Raw genomic sequence first — 22,374 nt, 5'->3', positions numbered from 1 at the left:
ATTCTGCACCGAAAACCGCGGACATGCACTAGGCCGGCTTTTTCCGCAACAAAAGCGGCTGCACGAATACCGCCGAGAGGATGACCGCCACACCTGCATAGAACTGCGGGGTCAATTCCTGGTATTCCCTCAGCCATAGGGCGGCGATGACGATGGCATACACCGGCTCCAGGTTCAGTGCCAGCTGGGTGCTGAACGCGCTGATATGGCGCAGGGCATGCAAGGACAGGATGAACGGAAGCAGGGTGCACAGCACGGCCAGAACCAGCAGCAGACTGAAATTATAGAGATCGGGCCGGATGAAGGTGGCATCCACGCCGAAATACAATGCACTTGCGCTGGCCAGTGCCAAGGCTCCGACACTCATTTCAATGAAGGTCACCGATTCGGGATCGGCCTCATGCACATAGCGTTTGTTGAGTGTGGCGACTACGGCAGTCAGCAGCGAGGAAAGAATGCCGACTGCGATGCCCAGATGCATCGACAGCGGCACGCCGCCGATCAGCAGGTAGACGCCGGGGATTACCATCAGGCCGAGCAGGATCTCGCTGCGGGCATGCGGCTTGCCGGTCAGCATCGGTTCGATGATGGCGGTGAAGATGGACCCGAGCGCCAGGCAGCTGACCGCCACCGAGGCATTCGCCAGCTTGATGGCGCCATAGAAGGTCAGCCAGTGCAGCGCAACGATGACACCGATGCCGGCATAGATGGCGATCAAGCGTGGTGGCAGTACCCGCAGGCCGCGCCAGACTCGGGGAAGTACGGCCAGAAAAACACTGACCAAAAGCATGCGCCACACCACCAACGCCTGTGCTGGCAAGGTGATCAGCTTGCCCAGGATGGCGGTGAAGCCCCACAGCAGCACGCAGAAATGGATTTGCCAGAACGCTTTGCGCTCTGCGGCGGAGTGGGGCATCGGCGTTTACTTCTTCTTGGCGGCGGATTTCATCGCCGGCGCTTTCTTGGCCACGGATTTTTTCACCACCGGTTTTTTGGCGGCGGTGGGCTTGGCGGCCGCTTTTTTGACCACTGGTTTAGCGCTGGTTTTTTTGACCGCAGTCGTCTCTGGTTTCGCGCCACCGATGAAAGCCAGCACATCGGCGGCATGGGTCTTGGTGTTGACCTTTTCCCAGACCTGTTCGATTTTGCCGTTGCTGCCGATCAGGAAGCTGCTGCGCGAGATGCCCATGTAATGTTTGCCGTACATCGATTTTTCGACCCAGACGCCATAAGCCTCGATCAGGGCGCGTTCGGTGTCGGCCAGTAATGGAAAGCTCAGGGCGTATTTGTCGGCGAATTTACGGTGACTGGCCACCGAGTCCATGCTGACGCCGAACACCGGAATCCCGAGTTTGTTGAATTGCGCCAGATCCGACTGGATGCCGCAGGCCTGCACGGTGCAGCCGGGGGTGGAATCTTTCGGGTAGAAGTAGACCAGGTAACGTTTGCCTTTCAAGGACTTGACATTTTGAACCGTACCGGATTGGTCGGGCAGGGCGAAATGCGGAGCGGGTGCGCCGGGAGCCAGCATGGGAGTTCCTTTGCAGTATGAAGGGGAAGTTTAGTCTATGTACCGGCTTGCTTGCATTGCGTGAAGCGGGTGTTTAATATATTAAACACCTGTTGAGGAAATGACTATGAGCAAAAATGCCGAGTTGCAGCAACGCCGGGTTGATGCCGTCGCCCGTGGCGTCGGTAACGCCACCCAGCTGTTCGCCGTGCGTGCTGAAAACGCTGAAATCTGGGACGCCGATGGAAGGCGTTACATCGATTTCGCCGGTGGCATTGGGGTCATGAACACCGGTCACCGCCATCCGAAAGTGATGGCCCGCATCCAGCAACAGCTGGAAGGCTTGGTGCACAGCTGCTTCCAGGTCATGCCCTATGAACCCTACATTGAATTGGCCGAGGAACTGAACAAGCGCGCCCCGATTGCCGGCAAAGCCAAAACCCTGTTCATCACCACCGGCGCCGAAGCGGTTGAGAATGCCGTCAAGATCGCGCGTGCTTACACCAAGCGCCCGGGCGTGATTGCCTTCGGTGGCGGTTACCACGGCCGCACGCTGCTCACGCTCGGCCTGACCGGCAAAGTCGCCCCCTATAAAATCGGTTTCGGTCCGTTCCCGGCCGACATCTTCCATGCCCGCTTCCCGCATCCTTATCACGGCGTGACCGTGGCCGACACCTTGCAGGACATCGCCAATCTGTTCAAGTACGACATCGAAGCCTCGCGCGTGGCTGCGTTCATCATCGAGCCGGTCATCGGCGAGGGCGGTTTCGTGCCGGCCCCGCCGGAATTGATGCGTGCCCTGCGCGCCATCTGCGACGAGCATGGCATTCTCCTAATTGCCGATGAGGTGCAGAGCGGGTTTGCCCGCACCGGCAAACTGTTTGCCATGGAGCATTTCGACGTCAAGGCCGATCTGATCACCACCGCAAAGTCTTTGGCTGGCGGCATGCCGCTGTCGGGTGTGGTCGGTCGTGCCGAAGTCATCGACGCACCGGCAGCCGGCGGTCTGGGCGGCACCTACGGTGGCAATCCGGTTGCCTGCGCAGCTGCGCTTGGCGTGCTTGAGGTCATTGACTCGGAGAATATCCTTGCGCGTTCAACCAAGCTCGGTGAAACGCTTGCGGCATACGTCGGCAATCTGGCCAAGGAACCGGCGCTCGGCATCGGCGAAATCCGTCATCTGGGCGCCATGTTCGCGTTCGAGCTGATCAAGCCGGGCACCGAGAATACACCGGATGACGTGGCCTCCAAGGCGCTGACCGCCAAAGCCGCCGAGCTCGGTCTGATTCTGCTCAGCTGCGGCGTTTACGCCAACAGCATCCGCGTGCTGGTGCCGATTACCATCGAAGACGCGTTGCTGACCGAGGCCCTGGCCATTCTGGAAAAGGCTCTCAGGGCTGTTCGTGGCTGAGCTAAGTGTGACGCAATCGTAAAAACGTGCACGCGGGTACCTTTTGTGCTTGGCAGCATGGCGGGTTTTGGTTACTCTTGAACGCTTAAGGTCTGTTTGGGTGCCGCCATGTCGCTGTCGGGCAATCTCATCATCATCGCCGTCACCTGCCTGATCTCCTGGATTGGTTTCCAAGACCGTGCATTTCAGTATCGCTGGTCGCTGAATCCTTACCAAGCCCGCCGAAAGCGCAGGTACATCCCGTATCTCAGTTACGGTTTCGTGCATGCCGACTTCCCGCACCTGCTGTTCAACATGATCACCCTGTTCTTCTTCGGACGGGTCATGGAAACGGTGTTCAACGCGCACTTCGCCGGCTTCGGCTATACCCTGTTCTACCTCGGCGGCATCATTCTCTCAATCCTGCCCTGGGCGCTGCCGCGCCGCAACAACCCGCGCTATTCCACGCTCGGTGCTTCGGGTGCGGTGTCGGCGGTACTGTTCGCCTATATTCTTCTGCAGCCGTGGTCGATTCTGTACATCTATTTCATTCCGGTACCGGCCATTCTGTATGCCGTGCTCTATGTCGCGTATTCGATGTATCTGGACAGGAAGGGCGGCGATAACATCAACCACAGCGCGCATCTGTGGGGTGCGGCTTACGGTGTTGCGTTTACCGCGCTAGTCGAACCAAGCGCGCTGTCTTCATTTCTCGGAAAGCTGATGAATCCCTGAGTGAAAAAACCGCCCGAAGGCGGTTTTTTTATTTCTTGGTACGTACCGGAACAGGGATGTTGCACAGGTCGATGAAGCCGGCCTTGTTCAGGTACCAGTCGTCCTTGCGGTTGCGGCGGGATTCCACCAGTTCGTCGAAGGTGGCGGTATCGGTGCGGAATACCTCCAGCTGCGGTCGCTGGTTTTCCGGGAGGGTCGACGCCAGTGCGATGGATTTGATCGGTGTGCGTTGCTCCGGTTTTTCATAAAAACCCAGCGGGCCGGTACCGCGCGGCAGCACCGAGAGGTACTCCATGCCCTGCAGCACGCGGCCGACCACGGTGATGTTGCGGTCGAGCTGGCGCGGCGATTGCCCGGTCACCACATACAGTTCGGTGCCGTTGCTGGAGTCAGCCTCGTTGCCGCGACCAGCGCCGAGCGCACCGTAGCAGTGGGTCATCCAGGTTTGCTTGCGGTCGGTAGCAGCCGGAAAGCCGTGCATGAAGCCGGCCTGTTTCGACCAGCCGTCGCGGTCCTTGACCGGATGGAACACGGACTTGTCGAAACCCGTGAGCGCGAACTCGGCCGGCAGTTTCGCCTTGGCGTTGCCGATGGATTTGGCTTTGGCCGGATCTTCGGACGGGTCGCCCCATTGCACGACAAAGTTGTCGTGCGAGCGGTTGATGGACAGTCCGTTCCAGTAGCCTTCACGGGCGAGGGTTTTGATGTTGCCGACATGTTCCGGCGCGAATTGAGGCGCCAATTCAATCAGCACCCGACCACCGGCGATGTCCATCAGCAGTAGATTGTCGGCTTCGGGCGTGCGCCAGTCGGCGACGGTACTGGCATCGAGGATTTCCTGCATGGTCTTACCCTTGGCCGCGGCTGAGAGCTGCGTTGTGGCCAGCAGCAGAGCGAGGCTGAGCAGGGTGCGTATCGGGGTTTTCATGATGGACTCACAGGCGTTCAAGTGCGGAAACCGGGCTGTCACAGGCCGGGCTCAGATAGCAATGGCTGCCCAGTGCGGTCAGTCCGATGCTGTCGAATAGCTTACGGTATTGCGCGCGGCTGCGGGCGATGAAGCCTTTGAAGTCGCCGGTGATGGCATCCTCGCGGCAGAATACGTCGATGTAGGCCACACCACTGCACAGCTCCGGAAAGCCTTCCAGTCCGCGTTTCAGTTCAGCGCCCGGAACATAGTGCAGCACATCTGCGCAGACCAGAAGATCGGCTGGCGGTCCGATACGCAGCTGCTGCATCTGGCCGAAGCCGGCCAGAGCGATGTTCCGGCTGCGCCCGTAGCGACGGACCACGTATTCGCTGGCATCCACGCCTTGGTAATGCAGGCTGGGCCGGAGTTTCAGCAGGGGCTTGCGCCACGGGGCCTCCCCGCAGCCGATATCAAGCACTGAACGGATAGGACGGCCCAGATGCAGTTCGGCCACGGCCACCGCCAGCGCCACTTTACGGGCCAGGCCTTTGTCACCCGAGGCATGTTCACCCCGATACCAGCGGTCGAAATAGGCCTCATCATAGGCTTTCATTTTAGGCTTCGACATGCAGTTTCCCTATTAAACCATTGATTATCATACGTCAATTTACGATTTATGCGGCAATGACTTCTGGCCTATGGTGTATTGTGAACTTAATGATAGTATTTACTTAATCCTGTTGTGGAGCGCGTTATGAGTGATGTTGAAAACCTGGTCAAGAAATTCCAAAAGGAACTGAGTGCCGGTACCGTTTCATTCCTGCTCTTGGCGCAATTGGCCAAAGCCGAGGAACCCCTGTATGGCTATCAGATCGCCAAGCTCTTGGAATCGGCCGGCGAGGGGATTCTGGCCGGCAAACAGAGTGCCCTGTATCCGGTGCTGCGAAATCTGGACGGCGCCGGCCTGCTGCAAAGCGAAGTCGAACCCTCGGTAGCCGGGCCGCCGCGCCGCTATTACCGCATTACCGATTTCGGCCGGGAAGTCTTCAGCGCCTGGCGCGCAACCTGGCAAAACACCCAATCCCTGGTTAGCACCGTACTGGAAGGAGCACCGCAATGAACGCCTATACCCCGAAAACGATTGCCCAGTATCTGGACATGCTCAAGGATGCCCTGAAAGGCGCCGATGCCGCTCTGGTCCAGGACGCTCTGTACGATGCCGAGGAATATCTGCGTTCGGAACTGGCGGCCAACCCGGCGGTTTCCGAAGCCGAACTCTTGGCGCAGATCGCCGGCAGCTATGGTGATCCCAAGGAGGTGGCGGACATCTACCGCAATACCGAGGTCACCGTGCAGAAAGCCCTGGCCGCGCCGAAGAAAGCCAAACCATCTTCGCCGGTCAAAGGATTCTTTGCCGTGGCGCTCGATCCGCACACCTATGGCGCATTGTTCTACATGCTACTCAGCCTGGCGACTGGCGTTTTCTACTTCACCTGGGTAACCACCGGCTTAAGCATGAGCGCTGGGCTGATGATCCTGATCATCGGCATTCCGTTCTTTATCCTGTTCATGGCCTCGGTGTACGCCATCTCGCTGGTGGAAGGCCGTCTGGTTGAAACCCTGCTGGGTGAGCGCATGCCACGGCGTCCGCTCTACCAGGCCAAGAATCGCAACTGGATGGATCGCATCAAAGCGCTGTTCACCGATGCGCGGACTTGGCTGAGCCTGTTTTACATGGTGTTGATGCTGCCCTTGGGAGTCGTGTACTTCAGCCTGTCGGTGACCCTGCTGGCGTTCTCGATGGGTATCATCGCAGCCCCCTTGCTCTGGTGGATGTCTGAATCGGGATGGCTGCACTTCAACATCTCGATGGGCAACGTCGACTCGGCGATTGCTTCACCGTTCATGTTCGTCGGCGGCATCCTGCTGTTGTTCGCCAGTCTGCATGTCATCCGGTTCATCGGCCGCTGGCACGGCCGTTTCGCCAAGCGTGTGCTGGTCGATTCGGGTGCGGACTGACGCATAAGCCAAAGACGAAAAAAGGGCGGAGAATTCTCCGCCCTTACTTTTTACCGGATTGGTGCAATCAATGCATGTTCTGGTAAACGCCGATGGCGCTGAGCACGAACAGACCGATGAAAGCCAGGAAGCTGAGCAGGAAGCCGCCGCTGCGCGCCGAAGCGGCTTTGTTGTAACCGAGCACGTACCAGATCCGGCCGACCACCCAGGCGGCGCCGAGCCAGTGGGCCCACAGCATGAAGCCGGTCAAGGAGGCGATCCACAGCACCGGCAGGAACATCACGGTCTGTTCGACGGTATTCATGTGCGCGCGATAGGCGCATTCGAACTGTTCGTGGCCGCTGCAAGCCGGGGCTTTGATGCCGTACTTGCCGCGCGCGCGGCCAACCAGGCCCATGGCTATGAAAAGGACGAGGACGTTGAGCAGGGTGATGAAGGCGGCACTGAGGATGGCGTTATCCATGGGGTGTTCCTGAAAGGGTGGTTCCGCGATGATAGACGCTTCCAGCCGGAATGCCAACTCAGACCGCGCTGCCGGCGGCATGGCCGGAGGCCCAGGCCCATTGGAAATTGTAGCCGCCCAGATGACCGGTCACATCCAGCACCTCGCCGATGAAATACAGGCCGGGCTGATGCTTCGATTCGAAGCTGCTTGAAGACACGCCCTCGGTATCCACGCCGCCGAGAGTGACTTCCGCGGTGCGGTAGCCCTCGGTGCCGCTGGGAGTAATACGCCAATGCTGCAAGGCATAGGCGATGTCCCGGAGTTCGGCGTGTTTGTATTGGTTCACCGGTTTGTTGCTGAAAAACGCCGTGCACAGCAATTGTGCCAAACGCTTCGGCAACCACTCCGCCAGCACCGTTTTGAGCTCGGCTTTATGGCCTTGTTGCTGCAGGGCGATTAATTCCACGCCGGCATCGCGGCCGGGCAGTAAATCGATGTCGATGGCCTGGCCGAGACTCCAATACGAGGAAATCTGCAGAATGGCTGGACCGCTCAGACCGCGATGGGTGAACAACAGGGCGTTGCGGAATTCAGTGCCGCCAACGCGTACCGCGATCGGTAAGGCAACACCGGCAAGTTCGGCATACTGTTCGAGCGGCTTGCCGCTGAGCGTGAACGGCACCAGCCCGGCCCGTGTGTCAATCAAGGCATGCCCGAACTGCCGGGCGATCTGGTAACCCAATCCGCTGGCACCCATGCTGGGAATCGACAGGCCACCGGTGGCGACGACCAGTTTTTCGGCGCGGTAGATTCCTTGGGCGGTTTCGACTTCGAATCGGTCACCAGCGAACCGAATCGAACTGATGGCTATACCAGTGGCGATATGCACTCCGGCCCAATCACATTCGTCCAATAGCAGTTTGACGATCTGCTTCGACGACTCGTCGCAGAACAGTTGGCCGAGTTCCTTCTCGTGATAGGCAATGCCATGCCGTTCCACCAGGCCAATAAAGTCAGAAGGGCGGTAGCGGGCCAGGGCTGATTTGCAGAAATGTGGATTACGCGACAGGAAATTATCCGGAGCAGTGCCGGTGTTGGTGAAGTTGCAGCGGCCACCACCCGACATCAGGATTTTCTTGCCGCAGCGGTTGCTGCCTTCCAGTACCGTGACCGTCTTGCCGCGGTAACCGGCGGTTGCCGCGCACATCAAACCGGCGGCACCGCCACCGATGACCAGCACCTGCGAATCACGGGCGCCGGAGACCATGAATCACTCCGCGAACTTGTTTTTCTTTTTGCCCTGGCGGAACTCGAAGAACGATTCGTTCTTGCGCTTGACCTTGCCGACTGTGTCCGGTTTTTCACGGGTATCCGGGCGGCGCGGCGGGCGCGGCTTCTTCGGTGCGGTATCCGGGACAGTGCCATCCTTGGTAATGCGCAGTTGCTGGCCGGCGCACCAGACGGTCTTCAAATGTTTGAGAATTTCCTTGGGCATGCCTTCCGGCAGGTCGACGATACTGTAATCATCGAAAATCTCGATGCGCCCCATGTGCTTGGCATCCAGTCCGGCTTCATTGGCGATGGCGCCGACGATATTGCCCGGTTTGACGCCGTGCTCGTAGCCGACCTCGATCCGGTAGGATTCCATGCCGGCCTCGGCATCGCGTGCGGCGCGCTCTTTTTTCTCGCGGAACGGACGTTCCGGACGCTCGCCGCGAGTGTCACGTTCGAAACGCGGTTCGCGCGCAGAGCGCTTATCGCGAGCCTCGCGCAGGTCGAATTCCATGGGTTTACGTTGTTCGCGCTTCGGCGGTTCCAGCAGCAAGGGCACATCGCCCCGTGCCATCTTGGCCAGGGCTGCAGCGATTTCAATCGCCGGCACATTCAGTGCCTGCTCGTAATCCTCGACCAGCTTGCGGAACAGGGTCAAATCGGACGACTCGAGCGTTTCGGTGATCTGCTGTTTGAACTTGTCCATACGGACTTCATTGATGGTCGCTACGCTCGGCAGTTCCATCGGTTCGATCGGCTGGTTGGTGGCACGCTCGATAGCGCGCAGCATGCCGCGCTCGCGCGGGGCGATGAACAGAATGGCTTCACCGCTGCGGCCGGCGCGTCCGGTACGGCCGATACGGTGCACATAGCTTTCGGTGTCGTAAGGCACGTCGTAGTTGACCACATGGCTGATACGGTCGACGTCGAGACCGCGTGCGGCCACGTCGGTGGCGACCAGAATATCGATGCTGCCGTCTTTCAGCTGGCCGATGGTGCGTTCGCGCTGGGCTTGATTGATGTCGCCATTGATGGCAGCGGCTGAGAAACCCCGTGCCAGTAATTTCTGCGCCAGTTCATCGGTGGCGAGCTTGGTGCGCGCAAAGATAATCATTCCGTCGAAGGGCTCGACTTCCAGAATGCGGGTCAGCGCATCCAGCTTGTGCAGACCGGAGACCTGCCAGCAGCGCTGACGGATATTGTCGGCAGTACGGGTCTTGGCTTCGATCTGGATTTCGATCGGTGATTTCAGATACTTCTGCGCGATGCGTTTGATGGCGGTCGGCATGGTGGCCGAAAACAGCGCGACCTGACGGGTTTCCGGCGACTTGCGGATGATGGTTTCAACGTCGTCGATGAATCCCATGCGCAGCATTTCATCGGCTTCATCCAGCACCAGGGTTTTAAGCTCGGACAGATCCAGCGAATTTTTTTCGAGATGGTCGATGACGCGTCCCGGGGTGCCGACTACGACATGCACGCCGCGGCGCAGCGCTGACAGCTGCGGACCATAGCTCTGGCCACCGTAAATCGGCAGTACGTGGAAGTGGGGCAGGTTTTCGGCGTATTTCTGGAAGGCTTCTGCGACCTGGATGGCCAATTCGCGGGTCGGTGCCAGTACCAGCACCTGCGGTTTGCCGGCCTTCAGATCAAGACCGCTGAGCAAGGGCAGGGCGAATGCCGCGGTTTTGCCGGTACCGGTCTGCGCCTGGCCGAGCACGTCGCGTCCGTTCATGATGTGCGGAATCATCGCAGACTGGATTGGCGAGGGGGTTTCATAACCCAGCGCAATCAGGGTTTTGAGGATGGTTTCAGGCAAGCCCATGTCACGGAAGGTGATGGCGGCGCTGTCGGCGGGTTTCGAAGTCATAGGAGGGTATCGGCTCTGGGCGCAGGCGCGAAGCCTGGAAAGGTTGTATAGTTTACTCCCATACGCAAATCCTTGCTTGAACAAGCATTTATCTTCAATCGGAGCTTCGCCGTCATGCTATATCCGCTACTGAAATCGGGCCATCTGCTATTCGTCATGGCCTGGGTTGCCGCTGTGTTCTATCTGCCGCGTCTATTGATCAATTTTGCCGAATCACCCGGACAGCCCGAGGTGCAGGCCCGCCTGCTGTTGATGGCGCGCCGTCTTTACTTGTTCGGGCATGTCATGTTCGGTCTGGCGCTGCTGCTCGGCATCGGCCTGATGCACTTCGCCGGTCTCGGCGGCTGGCTGCATGCCAAACTGCTGCTGGTCGCGATTCTGTTTGTGTATTTCATTCTGTGCTATAAGCGCCTGCAAGCTACGCAGCAGGGCAAAGCCTTGCCGTCGCCGCGCATGCTGCGCATCCTCAATGAAGTGCCGGTGTTCCTGCTATTTGCCGTGATCTTTTTGGTGATTGCCAAACCGTTTTAAGGAATCAGCACCAGCTTGCCGACGGTTTTGCCGGATTCGATGTCGGCCTGCGCCTTGGCCGCGTCTGCCAAGGCATATTCCGTCACCGGCGGTGCGACCAGCTGACCGTTTTCAAACAGGCCGATAAGCTCCAGCATGCCGCTGCGCAATAGCCCGGCATGTTCCGATAGGAAACTTAGATTGGCTGCCAGCACGCTTTTGTTGCTCTGGGTCATGTCGAGCGGGTTGAATCGTGGCGTGCGCAGCCAGTCCCAGGCCATTTTCAGCCAGTTGAGCCGCCCATCGTGTGGCAGCATGCTGGCAAATCCGTAAATGCACAGTTTTCCCATCGGCGCGAGATGGGCATAGCTCTGCGCCAGCGTGGACACGCCATTGGCATCGAACACGGCCTGGAAACCTTTCGGCGCCAAACGCTTGGCTTCCGGCCACAAGTCCTGTGTGGATTTATCGATGGTATCGCTTGCCCCCATGGCCACGGCGGCATTGCGCTTGTGCGCCGATCCCACCACGCCGACTACGCAGCAGCCATGCAAGCGGCCTAGCTGGCATAGGGCCGAGCCGACGCCACCGGCAGCAGAATGCACCAGCCAGACATCGCCGGCCTTGGGAAGCACCTGCTCACGCACCATGAACCATGCGGTCAGGAACACCGTCGGCAGAGCAGCGGCTTGGGCGTAGCTCAGTGTGTCCGGTTTGCGGAACACACGATCGGATTTCAGCACGATGTGCGAGCAGTAACCACCAAAAAGTGTCAACGCCAATACCTGATCGCCGACGGCATGCTCAGTCACCTGGCTGCCGACAGCAGTGATTACGCCTGACAGCTCAAAGCCCGGTGTGATCGGGTAGCCATGCAGTTCCTTGGCAGAGGCGTAAAGACCCATGCGGATGATGCCATCAGCGTAATTCACGCCGCAGGCTTTAACGACAATCAGCACTTCATCGTCACCAACAGCGGGCAAAGGGGCTTCAACCAGTTTGAGCGCCTCGTAGCCGCCGGGGCGATCGATCTGGATTTTATACAGGAGGTCTGTCACGGGTTCGGTTCCTTTCAGGATGTGTCTACAGTAAACCGACTGCATTATTGATGCCACAAAAAAGCCGCCTTTCGGCGGCTTTTGACGATAGCATGGTTGTTTCAGCGTTGTGGCGAGCGTTGACGACCGCGCGGGCTTCCCCCCGGATTGCTGCTTTTCGGTTTCTGAGAGGCCATACCATGACTTTTCAAATGACCGGGTTGGGCCGGTTTGCGGCGCGGGGCCTGATGGCCGGACGGCTTGCCTCGCGCAGGCGTCAGATCCATACGCATGACCGTGGTCGGTTCGAAGCCGGGTTTCGATTCCAGAACGATGTCCTGCTTCAGCAGACGGTTCACGGCGCGCAACAGGCCGCCCTCATCGGTGGCGACCAAGGACACGGCATCGCCATTGGCGCCGGCGCGGCCGGTACGACCGATACGATGCACATAATCTTCCGCCACCATCGGCATGTCGAAGTTAATCACCAACGGCAGTAAGGGGATATCGAGACCACGGGCGGCTACGTCGGTGGCGCACAGAACACGTACGTTGCCGGCTTTGAAGTCCGACAGGGCTTTCAGACGCTGGCCTTGGCTCTTGTTGCCGTGGATGGCGAGCGCGGGGATGCCGTCCTTGGTAATCTGTTCGGCGATGCGGTTGCACAGATGCTTGGTTTTCACGAACACCAGGATCTGCTCCTGATAGCGTTCGCTCAGGATGTGCATCAGCAGTTCGCGCTTCTTGCTTGGGTCGACCGGATGCGCGATGTGATTGACGGTATGCGCCACGGTGTTCTGTGATGAAACCTGAACCTCGATCGGATTGCGCATGAACTGCAGCGCCAGTTGTTTGATCGGCGCATCGAAGGTGGCCGAGAACAGCAGGGTCTGGCGCTGTTTCGGAACCTGGTTGAGGATTTTCTTGATGGCCGGCAGGAAGCCCATGTCGAGCATGCGGTCGGCTTCGTCCAGAATCAGAGTTTCCACCCGGTGCAGCTGCGCGGTACCGCGTTCCAGATGGTCGATCAGACGGCCGGGCGTGGCCACCAGGATATCGAGGCCCTTGCCGAGTGCCATCATTTGTGGATTCATGCTGGCACCACCGTACATGACGGCGGTACGCAGACGAATATGCTTGCCATATTCACGAATGCTGGTGTGCACCTGCACGGCCAGCTCCCGTGTCGGTACCAGAATCAGGACGCGCGGACCTTTGGCTTTCGGGTTCGGATATTCGGCCAGACGCTGCAGGATAGGCAGCGTGAATGCAGCGGTTTTGCCGGTGCCGGTTTGGGCACCGCCAAGCACGTCTTGACCATTGAGAATGGCGGGAATAGCCTGGCTTTGAATGGCAGTGGGTTCCGTGTAGCCCTTATCGGACAGCGCACGGACGAGCTCGGGCATCAGCCCAAGGGATTGAAATGGCATGTTGTAACTCCTGCGGGGGCAATGTCCCTAACACCACATTGCTTTCATTGCGCCCTGAGGCGCCTGAGAATGGGTTCGTGCGGAGTAAGTGCGTAAAGCACAGAGATTAGGAAACGAACCGTTTCTTTGTGCCGATATTGTAGGCGCTTTGGCCCGATAAAGCGAATCGGTGCTGAATCGGCCGTTCAGCCGGGCTCAATCGCCCAAGAGCACACGCTTGGCGTCCACATAGTATTTCTGCCAGTAGGGTGTATCGATGTTGTCCATGCGCACGGTGCCGCCGGAGCTCGGGGCATGTACGAAGCGGCGTTCCCCGACATAGATGCCGATATGGCTGACGCGGCCGCCGAGCGTATTGAAGTAAACCAGATCACCCGGGTACAGGTGGTCCTTTTCCACCCGTGGCGCATCGATGTCGATCAAGGCCGCCGTGGTACGCGGCAATTTCAGGCCGGCGCTGTGCAGGAAAACATAATTGATCAAGCCCGAACAGTCAAAGCCGGACTCCGGGGAGTTGCCGCCATAGCGGTAGGGCGTTCCGACCAGGCCGATAGCCTGAAACAAGACATCATTGGCCGCCGCTTTGAGGTTGCCGGGCAGAACGGTGTCTTCCTCGCCGAGGCCGGTCACTTCCGGCTGCTCGCCACCGCGGCTGCGTTCCGGCCCGCTGGCACAGGCGCTCAGGAGCGCGGCCAGCAGCAGCAAAACGGTGATTTTCGTGGATTTTACTGGCATTCCAGCGCGTTCAATCGGATAATAGTCCGCTTGATTGTGCCCGATACGGGCATTTCCGTCACCTCTCCCGATCTGGATGCGTTATGTCGATTGAAAAAAACTCCGTGGTTTCCTTTCATTACACCGTTGCCGAAACCGGTAAAGAACCGCTGGAAAGCTCGAAAGACGGCAATGCCCTGACCGTTCTGGTCGGCCATGGCGCCATCATCCCGGGCCTGGAAGAGGCGCTGATCGGCAAACAGGCCGGCGATAAGGTCGAAGCGACGGTCAGCCCGGACCAGGCCTACGGCGAGCGCCGTGACGGCATGACCCAGCGCATTCCGAAGAAACTGTTCAAGAACGCCAAACTGGTCAATGGCCAGCAGGTCGTACTGCCGACTGAAATGGGTCCGCGCGCGATGACCATCCTGAAAGTCGGCATGACCACGGTCGATGTCGATCTCAATCATCCGATGGCCGGAAAGTCGCTTGACTTCACGGTCGAGATCCTCGATGTCCGCGCCGCGACCGAAGAAGAAATCGCACACGGCCATGTGCACGGCGAAGGTGGAGTTCAGCACTGACACCTTACTTCCGACCTATGGTCGGATGAAAAGTCTGCGGTTAACCTAGGTAAAAAGGAGCCGCAATGACCAGCACAGTGCAGCATTTCCATCCGACCAGTGCCTCGAAACGCATTGACATGCTCGATGCCATCCGGGGTTTTGCCTTATTCGGCATTCTGCTGATGAATCTCGAGGCCTTCAATGGCCCGATCATGCAGTCCATGACCGGCATTGATCCGTCGTTGCGCGGCGCCGATCGCATCGCCGATGCCTTCATCTACATCTTCGTGCAAGGCAAGTTCTGGACCCTGTTTTCGTTGCTGTTCGGCATCGGCTTCGCCATCATGCAAGACAGTGCTGCCCGAAGCAACCAGGATTTCCGTCGAATCTATAAGCGCCGGCTATGGGCGTTGCTTGCTATCGGTGCTGCGCACGCCATCCTGGTCTGGGAGGGCGATATCCTGTTTAGCTATGCAGTGGCCGGATTCGTCCTGCTATGGCGCATGAAAAGCGATGTCCCGCCGCGTCTGTCACGTATTCTGATGGTGTATTGTGCGCCTCTGGTCTTGCTGGCCTTTGCCGGTGCCATGGCCGGAAATCATGATGACAGCGGGAATTTCCGCGAAATGATGGCCGAGGAAGTCCGCTATCAAGGCCACAGCGCTTATCTGGCGACCCTGCAATGGCGTGCCGGCTATTTTCTTCTGAATCTTGGCAATCTAGTCATTCTGCTACCGATGGCCGTCGCCGTGTTTGCACTTGGCGTAAGACTTCATCGTCTGGGCTGGTCCCGTCCGGCAATGTCAGGGGGTGACGGCGGTGCCCGTCTGGCGCTTTACTGCTATTTTTCCGGCCTTGCGCTCATGCTTGCGAGCATCGGCATTGCGCCCGACGTCTCGCCGGTCCAGATTGATGCGAAGTTTGCGGCGGTGAATATCATCAACATGCTGGCGGGATTGCTGATGTGTCTCGGCATGTTTTTCGGCCTGCGCTGGCTGTGGTCACGACCCTGGTTTCAGGCGCGTTTGGCCCTGCTGGCGCCGCTGGGGCGCATGGCCTTGAGCAATTATCTCGGCCAATCCCTGATCTGTACCCTGATTTTCAGTGGCTATGGCCTTGGTTATTTCCAGCAGTTGCCGCGTGCCTGGCACATTCCTTTCGCCATCGCCGTGATTGCGGTCCAGACGCTTTTCAGCACCTGGTGGCTAGCGCGCTTTAGCATGGGGCCGGTCGAATACCTCTGGCGCTGGCTCACTTACGGGAAGCGTCCGAACTTTGTATCATAGGCCGAGTCCTTCACGTACCCGTCCATGAACCCTGGCAATGACGATGTTTTGATTCTTGGCGGTGGCGTCATCGGCCTGAGCTGCGCGCTATTTCTGCTTGAGCAGGGGCGCTCCGTGAGGATTCTTGAAAAAAATACCGTCGGTGGTGCCACATCGCTTGGCAACTGCGGCACCATCACTCCGAGCCATGCCCCACCGCTAGCAGCCCCCGGGATGATCGGCAAGGCTCTGAAATACATGACGCAAGCCGATGCGCCGTTTTACATCAAGCCCTCAACCGACCTGTCCCTTCTGGATTGGCTGCTGCGTTTCTCGTTGCGCTGCAACGGCCGCGACCACCGCCAATCTGCCTTGGCCAAAGCCAAATTGCTGAACGCCTCGCGACCACTGCTGGAAGACCTTATTGTCCGATATGCTTTTGATTGCGGATTCGAGGCCAATGGTGAAATGTATGTCTGCAGAACCCCTGAGGGTCTGGATGCGCTGGTGGAGGAGTTGCCGTTATTGGCCGAGTGCGGTGTCATTGCAGAGTTGTTGGATGCCGATATGCTAGCCGCACGCGAGCCTGCCCTAATGCCCGGGATGGCAGGAGGAATTTTCTTCCCCAATGACGCCCATTTTCGGCCAGACGCCTACTGCGCGTCGTTGGCGGGTGCCGTGAGGGCGCTTGGCGGAATCATCGAGGAACAGTGTGAGGTGCTAAGTGTTGCCGTCGATGGTGATCGCGTCACATGCGTGGAAACTGCCTGCGGTCGTCGGTATGGCACTCAGGTGCTGGTCGCCTTGGCGGCCTGGTCGCCGGCCATGCTGCGCAGTCTCGGACTGGCTCTTCCGATACAGCCCGGAAAGGGCTATTCCATTTCCTATAGTTTGCCGCCTATTGTTCCGAAAACCCCGTTGGTACTGACCGAGCGCAGTGTCTGCGTGACCTCTTGGGCCGAGGGTTACCGTCTGGGCAGCACCATGGAGTTCGCCGGTTTCGATGATAGTCTGAATATTCAGCGGCTCAATGCCCTCGAGCGTGGCGCCCGTGAATATTTACGGACTCCGGTAGGCGGAGAAGTACTGTCGCGGTGGTCTGGTTGGCGTCCGATGACTTATGACGATTTGCCGATACTCGGTCGTTCGCCGAAGCACCGGAATTTGTTTCTCGCCACAGGGCACGGCATGCTGGGCATGAGCATGAGCGCCATTACTGGTCAACTTCTTGCCGCGCAGATGACCGGCAATGAGCCCGCCATCGATCTGGCGCCATATTCGGCAGCACGATTCTGATGCATTGCTTCGAACTGCATCGCGGATCCTTGCCGTTGTTGGTCAGTCTTCCGCACAATGGTATCGAGATCCCGGACGATATCCGTTCATCCCTAGTGGATGAGGCGCAGTCGGCGCCGGATACCGATTGGCATGTCGATCGGCTATATGATTTTGCGATATCGCTCGGCGCTTCGGTGTTGAAACCGCGATACTCCCGTTACGTGATCGATCTGAATCGGCCGCCGGATGATGCGTCCTTGTATCCTGGTCAGAACGTGACCGGATTGTGCCCGACCATCGCTTTTTCTGGACGGCCCATTTACCGGGACGGCAAAGCCCCCGATTCTGAAGTCATTATCCAACGACGGGCACTTTATTGGCAGCCTTATCACGCCGCGCTTCAGACGGAGCTGCACCGCCTCAAGCTGGCGCATGGCCGGGCATTGCTGTGGGAAGGGCATTCGATCCGTCCTGAATTGCCTTACTTATTCGAGGGACGTTTACCGGACTTCAATCTTGGCACCGCAGAGGGACGCAGTTTCCCCGATGCCCGGCTACGGGCGGTTGAAGCCGTTCTGGCCACCCAAAGTGATTACAACTGGATCAGCAACGGCCGTTTCAAGGGCGGTTACATCACCCGCCATTACGCGGATCCCCAGGCCGGCATCCATGCCTTCCAGCTGGAACTGGCACAGAGCACCTATCTCGATGAAAGCATGACAGTATTCGACGCGGTCAAGGCTGCGCCGGTACAGGCGCTGATCGCCCGCATGATGGACGTAGCGCTTCACGTGCCGGATTGAGCCATGCGCCAGGGTGGGCTGTAACCGGCCGCTTTGACCGAGAAATCAGAGCCGCTTCGCGTCCTGGCTCTAACGCCTGTTCAGCTGTCTCAGAGCTCGAGCGAGGCTAGATCGCCCTTGGTTTCCAGCCAGTGCTTGCGGTCGGCCGCACGTTTTTTGGCCAGCAGCATGTCCATCAGCGCATCGGTCTGTTTGATGTCGTCGATCGTCAATTGCACCAGACGGCGGGTATCAGGATGTACGGTTGATTCGCGTAGTTGTGCCGGATTCATTTCGCCAAGGCCCTTGAAGCGCGTCACGCTGATCTGTCCCTTGACTTTTTCCTTTTCGATACGATCCAGCAGGATGCGTTTTTCCTCTTCATCGAGGGCGTAGAATACCTGTTTGCCGACGTCGATGCGGAACAGCGGCGGCATGGCCACGAAGATGTGTCCGGCATTGACCAGTGCCGGAAAATGTTTGAGGAACAGCGCCGACAGCAGCGTGGCGATATGCAGGCCATCGGAGTCGGCATCGGCCAAGATGATCACCTTGCCGTAGCGCAGACCTTCAATATTTTCCACGCCTGGGTCGCAGCCGATGGCTACCGCCAGATCATGTACTTCATTGGATGCCAGCACGCCCGAGCTGGCTACTTCCCAGGTATTCAGTATCTTGCCGCGTAGCGGCATGATAGCCTGGAACTCCTTGTTGCGGGCCTGTTTGGCCGAGCCGCCGGCGGAGTCACCTTCGACCAAAAACAGCTCCGTGCGCGAAAGATCCTGCGAGATGCAGTCAGCCAGCTTGCCGGGCAGGGCGGGCCCCTGGGTGATTTTCTTGCGGACCACCTGCTTCTCGGTTTTCAGGCGCGCCGCAGCACGTTCGATGGCCAGCATGGCGATAGCGGTTCCGGCTTCGACATGCTGGTTCAGCCAGAGCGAAAAAGCATCATGCACGGCAGATTCGATGAAGGCAGCGGCCTGCCTGGAACTCAGACGTTCTTTGGTCTGGCCGCTGAACTGGGGGTCGGTCAGCTTTAGGCTCAATACGTAACTGACCCGGTCCCAGACATCTTCCGGCGCCAGTTTGACACCGCGCGGCAACAGGTTACGAAAGTCGCAGAACTCCCGCAGGGCGTCGGTCAATCCCGAGCGCAGGCCGTTTACATGCGTACCGCCCTGTGCGGTCGGAATGAGATTGACGTAGCTCTCCTGCACCAGCTCGCCTTCCGGTAGCCAGGTCAGCGCCCAGTCGACGACTTCGCTTTCCTTGCTCAGATGGCCACCGAACAGTTCCGCCGGCAACAGTTCCTTGCCGGTCAGTTCACCGAGCAGGTAATCACTCAATCCGTTTTCGTAAAACCATTGGTTGCGCTCGCCGCTGGCCTCGTCGAACAGCGAAACATTCAGGCCCGGACATAGTACGGCCTTGGCGCGCAAAAGATGGCGCAGAGCTTTAACTGCGAATTTGTTGGTGTCGAAATATTTACCGTCCGGCCAGAAGCGTACACGCGTACCGGAGTTACGTTTTCCGATGGTGCCGACGATTTCCAGTGCGGAGCTGCGGAATCCATCCTGGAATTGCATGCGGTACTCATTGCCATCGCGCTTGATCCCGACATCCACCTTCCTGGAAAGGGCATTGACTACGGACACCCCGACGCCGTGCAGGCCGCCGGAAAAGGTATAGTTTTTGCCACTGAATTTGCCGCCGGCATGCAGGCGGGTCAGAATCAGTTCCACGCCGGGGATGCCTTCGTCCGGATGAATGTCCACCGGCATGCCGCGACCGTCGTCAATGACCTCGCAGCTGCCGTCGGCATATAGGGTGACTTCGATTGATTTGGCGTGCCCGGCCAGGGCTTCGTCGATGGCGTTATCGATGACTTCCTGCGCCAGATGGTTCGGGCGGGATGTGTCGGTATACATGCCTGGACGGCGTTTGACCGGATCCAGGCCGGAAAGGACTTCAATGTCGGCGGCGTTATAACGGGTATTCATGGCTGTTCAGGGGGTGGCTAAGCGAGTGTATTCAGGATGCTATCTACGCCGTTTGCGGTCAAGTGGAATTAAAAAGGTGCGTTTTTGCCCGCAAGTCGGTAAAATGGTGCTTTCCAACGCTCTCTTTTCCCATGACGCGTTTAATCTTTGTTACCGGCGGTGTGGTCTCTTCCTTGGGCAAAGGCATCGCTGCCGCTTCCCTGGCCGCCATTCTCGAGGCCCGCGGCCTCAACATCACCATGATGAAGCTCGATCCCTACCTCAATGTGGATCCGGGCACCATGTCGCCGTTCCAGCATGGCGAGGTGTATGTTACTGACGATGGCGCCGAAACCGATCTGGATCTTGGCCATTACGAGCGCTTCGTGCGTACGCACTTGACGCGTAAAAACTCGATCACCACTGGTCGCATTTACGACAACGTCATCCGAAAAGAGCGTCGTGGCGATTACCTTGGTGGCACCGTGCAGGTCATTCCGCATGTGACCGATGAAATCAAACAGGCCATTTATGCCGCCACCGAAGGCTTCGATGTCGGCCTGGTCGAAATCGGCGGCACCGTGGGTGATATCGAATCGCTACCGTTCCTGGAAGCCATCCGCCAGATCCGTAGCGAGCGCGGCCCTGAAAAAGCCATCTTCCTGCATTTGACCCTGGTACCCTATATCGCCGCTGCCGGTGAGTTGAAAACCAAACCGACCCAGCACTCGGTCAAAGAGCTACGATCGATTGGTATCCAGCCTGATATCTTGCTTTGCCGCAGCGAGCAGCCTCTGCCGGAAAGCGATCGCCGCAAGATTGCCCTGTTCACCAATGTGCCGGAAGAGGCGGTCATCAGCTGTCTGGACGTCGATACCATCTATAAGCTACCGTTATGGCTGCACGATCAGGGTCTGGATACCATCGCCATCCGTCGCTTACGTCTGGAAGACATGGTCGGTCCGGCTGATCTCAGCGAATGGCGTGATGTGGTCGATGCGGTAGAGCATCCGGTCGATGAAGTTACCATTGCCGTGGTCGGCAAATACGTCGATCACCAGGATGCCTATAAATCCATCGGTGAGGCCCTGCGCCATGGCGGCTTGCGGCAGCGCACCCGCGTGCGCTTGAAATGGCTGGAGTCCGAACAGATCGAAACCGACGGTACCACCGTGCTGGCTGATGTCGATGGAATTTTGGTTCCGGGTGGCTTCGGTGACCGAGGCTTCGAAGGCAAAGTGGCCACCTCGAAATATGCGCGTGACCACAAAGTTCCTTATTTCGGCATCTGTTACGGCATGCAGGCTGCGGTGGTCGACATTCTGCGTGACAAAGGCGGACTGCCCGGTGCTAATACCACCGAAATCGATCGCCAATGCGTAGATCCGGCGATTGCATTGATTACTGAATGGCGCACCACCAGCGGTGAAGTCGAACGCCGAAGTGCTGATTCCGACATGGGGGGTACCATGCGTCTGGGGCTTCAGGAATGCCGGTTGAAGCCGGGCACGCTTGCCCACAGCCTGTATGGCAAAGACGTGGTGTCCGAACGTCACCGCCATCGCTATGAATTCAACAATGCCTACCGCGAAGCGCTCGAAAAAGCCGGCATGACCATCTCGGCGCAGTCGATGGATGGATTGCTGGTGGAGATGGTCGAAATCCCCGGTCACCCCTGGTTCCTGGCCTGCCAGGCGCATCCGGAGTTCCTGTCCACGCCGCGTTACGGACATCCCCTGTTCAGCGGCTTTATCAAAGCCGCACGCCAGAAGAAATCCGGCGCCACTGTTTAAGGATATTGCTCATGAAACTATGCAGCTTCGATGTGGGTTTGGATCAACGCTTTTTCCTGATTGCCGGCCCGTGCGTCATCGAGTCCATGCAACTGCAACTGGATGTTGCAGGACAATTGAAGGAAATCACGAGTACGCTCGGAATTCCATTCATTTTCAAGTCGAGTTTTGACAAAGCCAATCGCACTTCTGGTGCCAGTTTCCGGGGCCCGGGGTTGGAAGAGGGCCTGAAGGTGCTGGCCGAAGTAAAGCGCCAGATCGGCGTTCCGGTGCTGACCGATGTGCATGAATACACCCCGATGGATGAAGTCGCGGCAGTCGTGGATGTGCTGCAGACACCGGCCTTTCTGTGCCGTCAGACCGATTTCATCCAGAAGGTGGCTTCAGCCGGCCGACCGGTCAATATCAAGAAAGGCCAGTTCCTGTCGCCGTGGGAAATGAAGCATGTGGCTGCCAAGGCCAAAGCCACCGGCAATGAACAGATCATGGTCTGCGAACGTGGTGCCAGCTTCGGCTATAACAATCTGGTGTCCGATATGCGGTCTCTGAGTGTGATGCGCGATACCGGCTGTCCGGTAGTGTTCGACGCCACCCACTCAGTGCAACTGCCCGGCGGCATGGATGGTAAATCCGGTGGCCAACGCCAGTTCGTGCCAGTGCTCTCGCGTGCGGCGATGGCAGTCGGTATTGCTGGTATCTTCATGGAAACCCACCCGAATCCAGATGTGGCGCTCTCGGATGGTCCCAATGCCTGGCCCTTACCGAAAATGAAAGCTTTGCTGGAAAACCTGATGGCGTTCGACGAGGCCGCCAAGCGCGGCGGTTTCATCGAAGACCACCTTTAATCCCGACGTCCATATACGGAAGAA

The 22,374-nt window shown here is 58.4% G+C and carries 22 protein-coding genes; 11 read left to right on the top strand and 11 right to left on the bottom strand.

Features of this window, described 5'->3' with window-relative positions:
* Nucleotides 1-28: 28 nt before the first annotated feature.
* Nucleotides 29-916 carry an EamA family transporter gene (locus tag ACIQ0Q_RS03220; protein ID WP_395771509.1) on the bottom strand — a complete coding sequence of 296 codons (888 nt, stop codon included), beginning with the start codon at nucleotides 914-916 and terminating at the stop codon, nucleotides 29-31.
* Nucleotides 917-922: 6 nt separating this feature from the next.
* Complete coding sequence (gene bcp / locus ACIQ0Q_RS03215; RefSeq protein WP_395771508.1) at nucleotides 923-1,531, bottom strand: thioredoxin-dependent thiol peroxidase; 609 nt, start codon at nucleotides 1,529-1,531, stop codon at nucleotides 923-925.
* A 106-nt stretch (nucleotides 1,532-1,637) separates the two neighbouring features.
* On the opposite strand from bcp, the gene gabT reads away from it, so the two are divergent.
* The gene (gene gabT / locus ACIQ0Q_RS03210; RefSeq protein ID WP_395771507.1) at nucleotides 1,638-2,921 is read left to right on the top strand and encodes a 4-aminobutyrate--2-oxoglutarate transaminase; all 1,284 of its coding nucleotides are present in this window, start codon (nucleotides 1,638-1,640) and stop codon (nucleotides 2,919-2,921) included.
* Nucleotides 2,922-3,029: 108 nt separating this feature from the next.
* A complete protein-coding gene (locus tag ACIQ0Q_RS03205; RefSeq protein WP_395771506.1) occupies nucleotides 3,030-3,635 on the top strand; it encodes a rhomboid family intramembrane serine protease in 606 nt (201 codons plus the stop codon).
* Between the two features lie 28 nt (nucleotides 3,636-3,663).
* On the opposite strand, the gene ACIQ0Q_RS03200 is transcribed toward ACIQ0Q_RS03205, so the two are convergent.
* Both ACIQ0Q_RS03200 and ACIQ0Q_RS03195 read right to left on the bottom strand, forming a co-directional pair.
* Nucleotides 3,664-4,563, bottom strand: a complete 900-nt coding sequence (locus ACIQ0Q_RS03200; protein ID WP_395771505.1) for a peptidylprolyl isomerase — start codon at nucleotides 4,561-4,563, stop codon at nucleotides 3,664-3,666.
* Nucleotides 4,564-4,570: 7 nt separating this feature from the next.
* Entirely contained in the window at nucleotides 4,571-5,173 is a 603-nt protein-coding gene (locus ACIQ0Q_RS03195) for a methyltransferase (RefSeq protein WP_395771504.1), read from the bottom strand.
* 126 nt (nucleotides 5,174-5,299) lie between these two features.
* Here ACIQ0Q_RS03195 and ACIQ0Q_RS03190 point away from each other — a divergent pair, with 126 nt between their 5' ends.
* On the top strand, nucleotides 5,300-5,665 hold the full coding sequence (locus ACIQ0Q_RS03190) for a PadR family transcriptional regulator (protein WP_395771503.1): 366 nt from the start codon (nucleotides 5,300-5,302) through the stop codon (nucleotides 5,663-5,665).
* On the top strand, nucleotides 5,662-6,564 hold the full coding sequence (locus ACIQ0Q_RS03185; RefSeq protein ID WP_395771502.1) for a sensor domain-containing protein: 903 nt from the start codon (nucleotides 5,662-5,664) through the stop codon (nucleotides 6,562-6,564). The genes ACIQ0Q_RS03190 and ACIQ0Q_RS03185 overlap by 4 nt, the downstream gene beginning before the upstream one ends.
* Nucleotides 6,565-6,631: 67 nt before the next feature.
* Here ACIQ0Q_RS03185 and ACIQ0Q_RS03180 read toward each other — a convergent pair whose 3' ends face one another.
* From ACIQ0Q_RS03180 to ACIQ0Q_RS03170, 3 genes are read right to left on the bottom strand one after another with little or no spacing between them, the layout of a single operon-like run.
* On the bottom strand, nucleotides 6,632-7,027 hold the full coding sequence (locus ACIQ0Q_RS03180) for an MAPEG family protein (protein WP_395771501.1): 396 nt from the start codon (nucleotides 7,025-7,027) through the stop codon (nucleotides 6,632-6,634).
* A 58-nt stretch (nucleotides 7,028-7,085) separates the two neighbouring features.
* Entirely contained in the window at nucleotides 7,086-8,276 is a 1,191-nt protein-coding gene (locus ACIQ0Q_RS03175) for an NAD(P)/FAD-dependent oxidoreductase (RefSeq protein WP_395771500.1), read from the bottom strand.
* A 3-nt stretch (nucleotides 8,277-8,279) separates the two neighbouring features.
* Nucleotides 8,280-10,151 carry a DEAD/DEAH box helicase gene (locus tag ACIQ0Q_RS03170; protein WP_395771499.1) on the bottom strand — a complete coding sequence of 624 codons (1,872 nt, stop codon included), beginning with the start codon at nucleotides 10,149-10,151 and terminating at the stop codon, nucleotides 8,280-8,282.
* A gap of 114 nt (nucleotides 10,152-10,265) precedes the next feature.
* Between ACIQ0Q_RS03170 and ACIQ0Q_RS03165 the strand changes: the two genes are divergently transcribed.
* Complete coding sequence (locus ACIQ0Q_RS03165; protein WP_395771498.1) at nucleotides 10,266-10,682, top strand: CopD family protein; 417 nt, start codon at nucleotides 10,266-10,268, stop codon at nucleotides 10,680-10,682.
* On the opposite strand, the gene ACIQ0Q_RS03160 is transcribed toward ACIQ0Q_RS03165, so the two are convergent.
* The 3 genes from ACIQ0Q_RS03160 to ACIQ0Q_RS03150 form a co-directional block, all read right to left on the bottom strand.
* Nucleotides 10,679-11,719, bottom strand: a complete 1,041-nt coding sequence (locus ACIQ0Q_RS03160) for a zinc-binding dehydrogenase (RefSeq protein WP_395771497.1) — start codon at nucleotides 11,717-11,719, stop codon at nucleotides 10,679-10,681. The two genes, ACIQ0Q_RS03165 and ACIQ0Q_RS03160, sit on opposite strands and share 4 nt — an antisense overlap.
* Nucleotides 11,720-11,820: 101 nt before the next feature.
* Complete coding sequence (locus tag ACIQ0Q_RS03155; protein WP_395771496.1) at nucleotides 11,821-13,128, bottom strand: DEAD/DEAH box helicase; 1,308 nt, start codon at nucleotides 13,126-13,128, stop codon at nucleotides 11,821-11,823.
* A gap of 195 nt (nucleotides 13,129-13,323) precedes the next feature.
* Nucleotides 13,324-13,863: a C40 family peptidase gene (locus tag ACIQ0Q_RS03150; RefSeq protein WP_395771495.1), complete on the bottom strand. Its 540-nt coding sequence runs from the start codon at nucleotides 13,861-13,863 to the stop codon at nucleotides 13,324-13,326.
* An 83-nt stretch (nucleotides 13,864-13,946) separates the two neighbouring features.
* Between ACIQ0Q_RS03150 and ACIQ0Q_RS03145 the strand changes: the two genes are divergently transcribed.
* From ACIQ0Q_RS03145 to hutG, 4 genes are all read left to right on the top strand, one after another.
* On the top strand, nucleotides 13,947-14,426 hold the full coding sequence (locus tag ACIQ0Q_RS03145) for a peptidylprolyl isomerase (RefSeq protein ID WP_395771494.1): 480 nt from the start codon (nucleotides 13,947-13,949) through the stop codon (nucleotides 14,424-14,426).
* 65 nt (nucleotides 14,427-14,491) lie between these two features.
* Nucleotides 14,492-15,694, top strand: a complete 1,203-nt coding sequence (locus ACIQ0Q_RS03140) for a DUF418 domain-containing protein (protein WP_395771493.1) — start codon at nucleotides 14,492-14,494, stop codon at nucleotides 15,692-15,694.
* Between the two features lie 24 nt (nucleotides 15,695-15,718).
* Nucleotides 15,719-16,969 (top strand): NAD(P)/FAD-dependent oxidoreductase, encoded by a 1,251-nt coding sequence (locus ACIQ0Q_RS03135; protein WP_395771492.1) that lies wholly within the window; start codon nucleotides 15,719-15,721, stop codon nucleotides 16,967-16,969.
* Nucleotides 16,969-17,754 (top strand): N-formylglutamate deformylase, encoded by a 786-nt coding sequence (gene hutG / locus ACIQ0Q_RS03130; protein WP_395771491.1) that lies wholly within the window; start codon nucleotides 16,969-16,971, stop codon nucleotides 17,752-17,754. The genes ACIQ0Q_RS03135 and hutG overlap by 1 nt, the downstream gene beginning before the upstream one ends.
* Nucleotides 17,755-17,843: 89 nt before the next feature.
* Here hutG and parE read toward each other — a convergent pair whose 3' ends face one another.
* On the bottom strand, nucleotides 17,844-19,733 hold the full coding sequence (gene parE, locus ACIQ0Q_RS03125; RefSeq protein ID WP_395771490.1) for a DNA topoisomerase IV subunit B: 1,890 nt from the start codon (nucleotides 19,731-19,733) through the stop codon (nucleotides 17,844-17,846).
* A gap of 131 nt (nucleotides 19,734-19,864) precedes the next feature.
* Between parE and ACIQ0Q_RS03120 the strand changes: the two genes are divergently transcribed.
* Together ACIQ0Q_RS03120 and kdsA are read left to right on the top strand one after the other, a co-directional pair.
* Nucleotides 19,865-21,505: a CTP synthase gene (locus tag ACIQ0Q_RS03120; RefSeq protein ID WP_395771489.1), complete on the top strand. Its 1,641-nt coding sequence runs from the start codon at nucleotides 19,865-19,867 to the stop codon at nucleotides 21,503-21,505.
* A gap of 11 nt (nucleotides 21,506-21,516) precedes the next feature.
* Complete coding sequence (gene kdsA, locus ACIQ0Q_RS03115) at nucleotides 21,517-22,350, top strand: 3-deoxy-8-phosphooctulonate synthase (RefSeq protein WP_395771488.1); 834 nt, start codon at nucleotides 21,517-21,519, stop codon at nucleotides 22,348-22,350.
* Nucleotides 22,351-22,374 lie beyond the last annotated feature (24 nt).

This window comes from Arenimonas sp., assembly GCF_044348765.1.
Taxonomy (GTDB): Bacteria; Pseudomonadota; Gammaproteobacteria; order Xanthomonadales; family Xanthomonadaceae; genus Arenimonas.
Note: the sequence above shows the minus strand (reverse complement) of the source record. Positions and strands in the feature narration are given on the sequence as shown.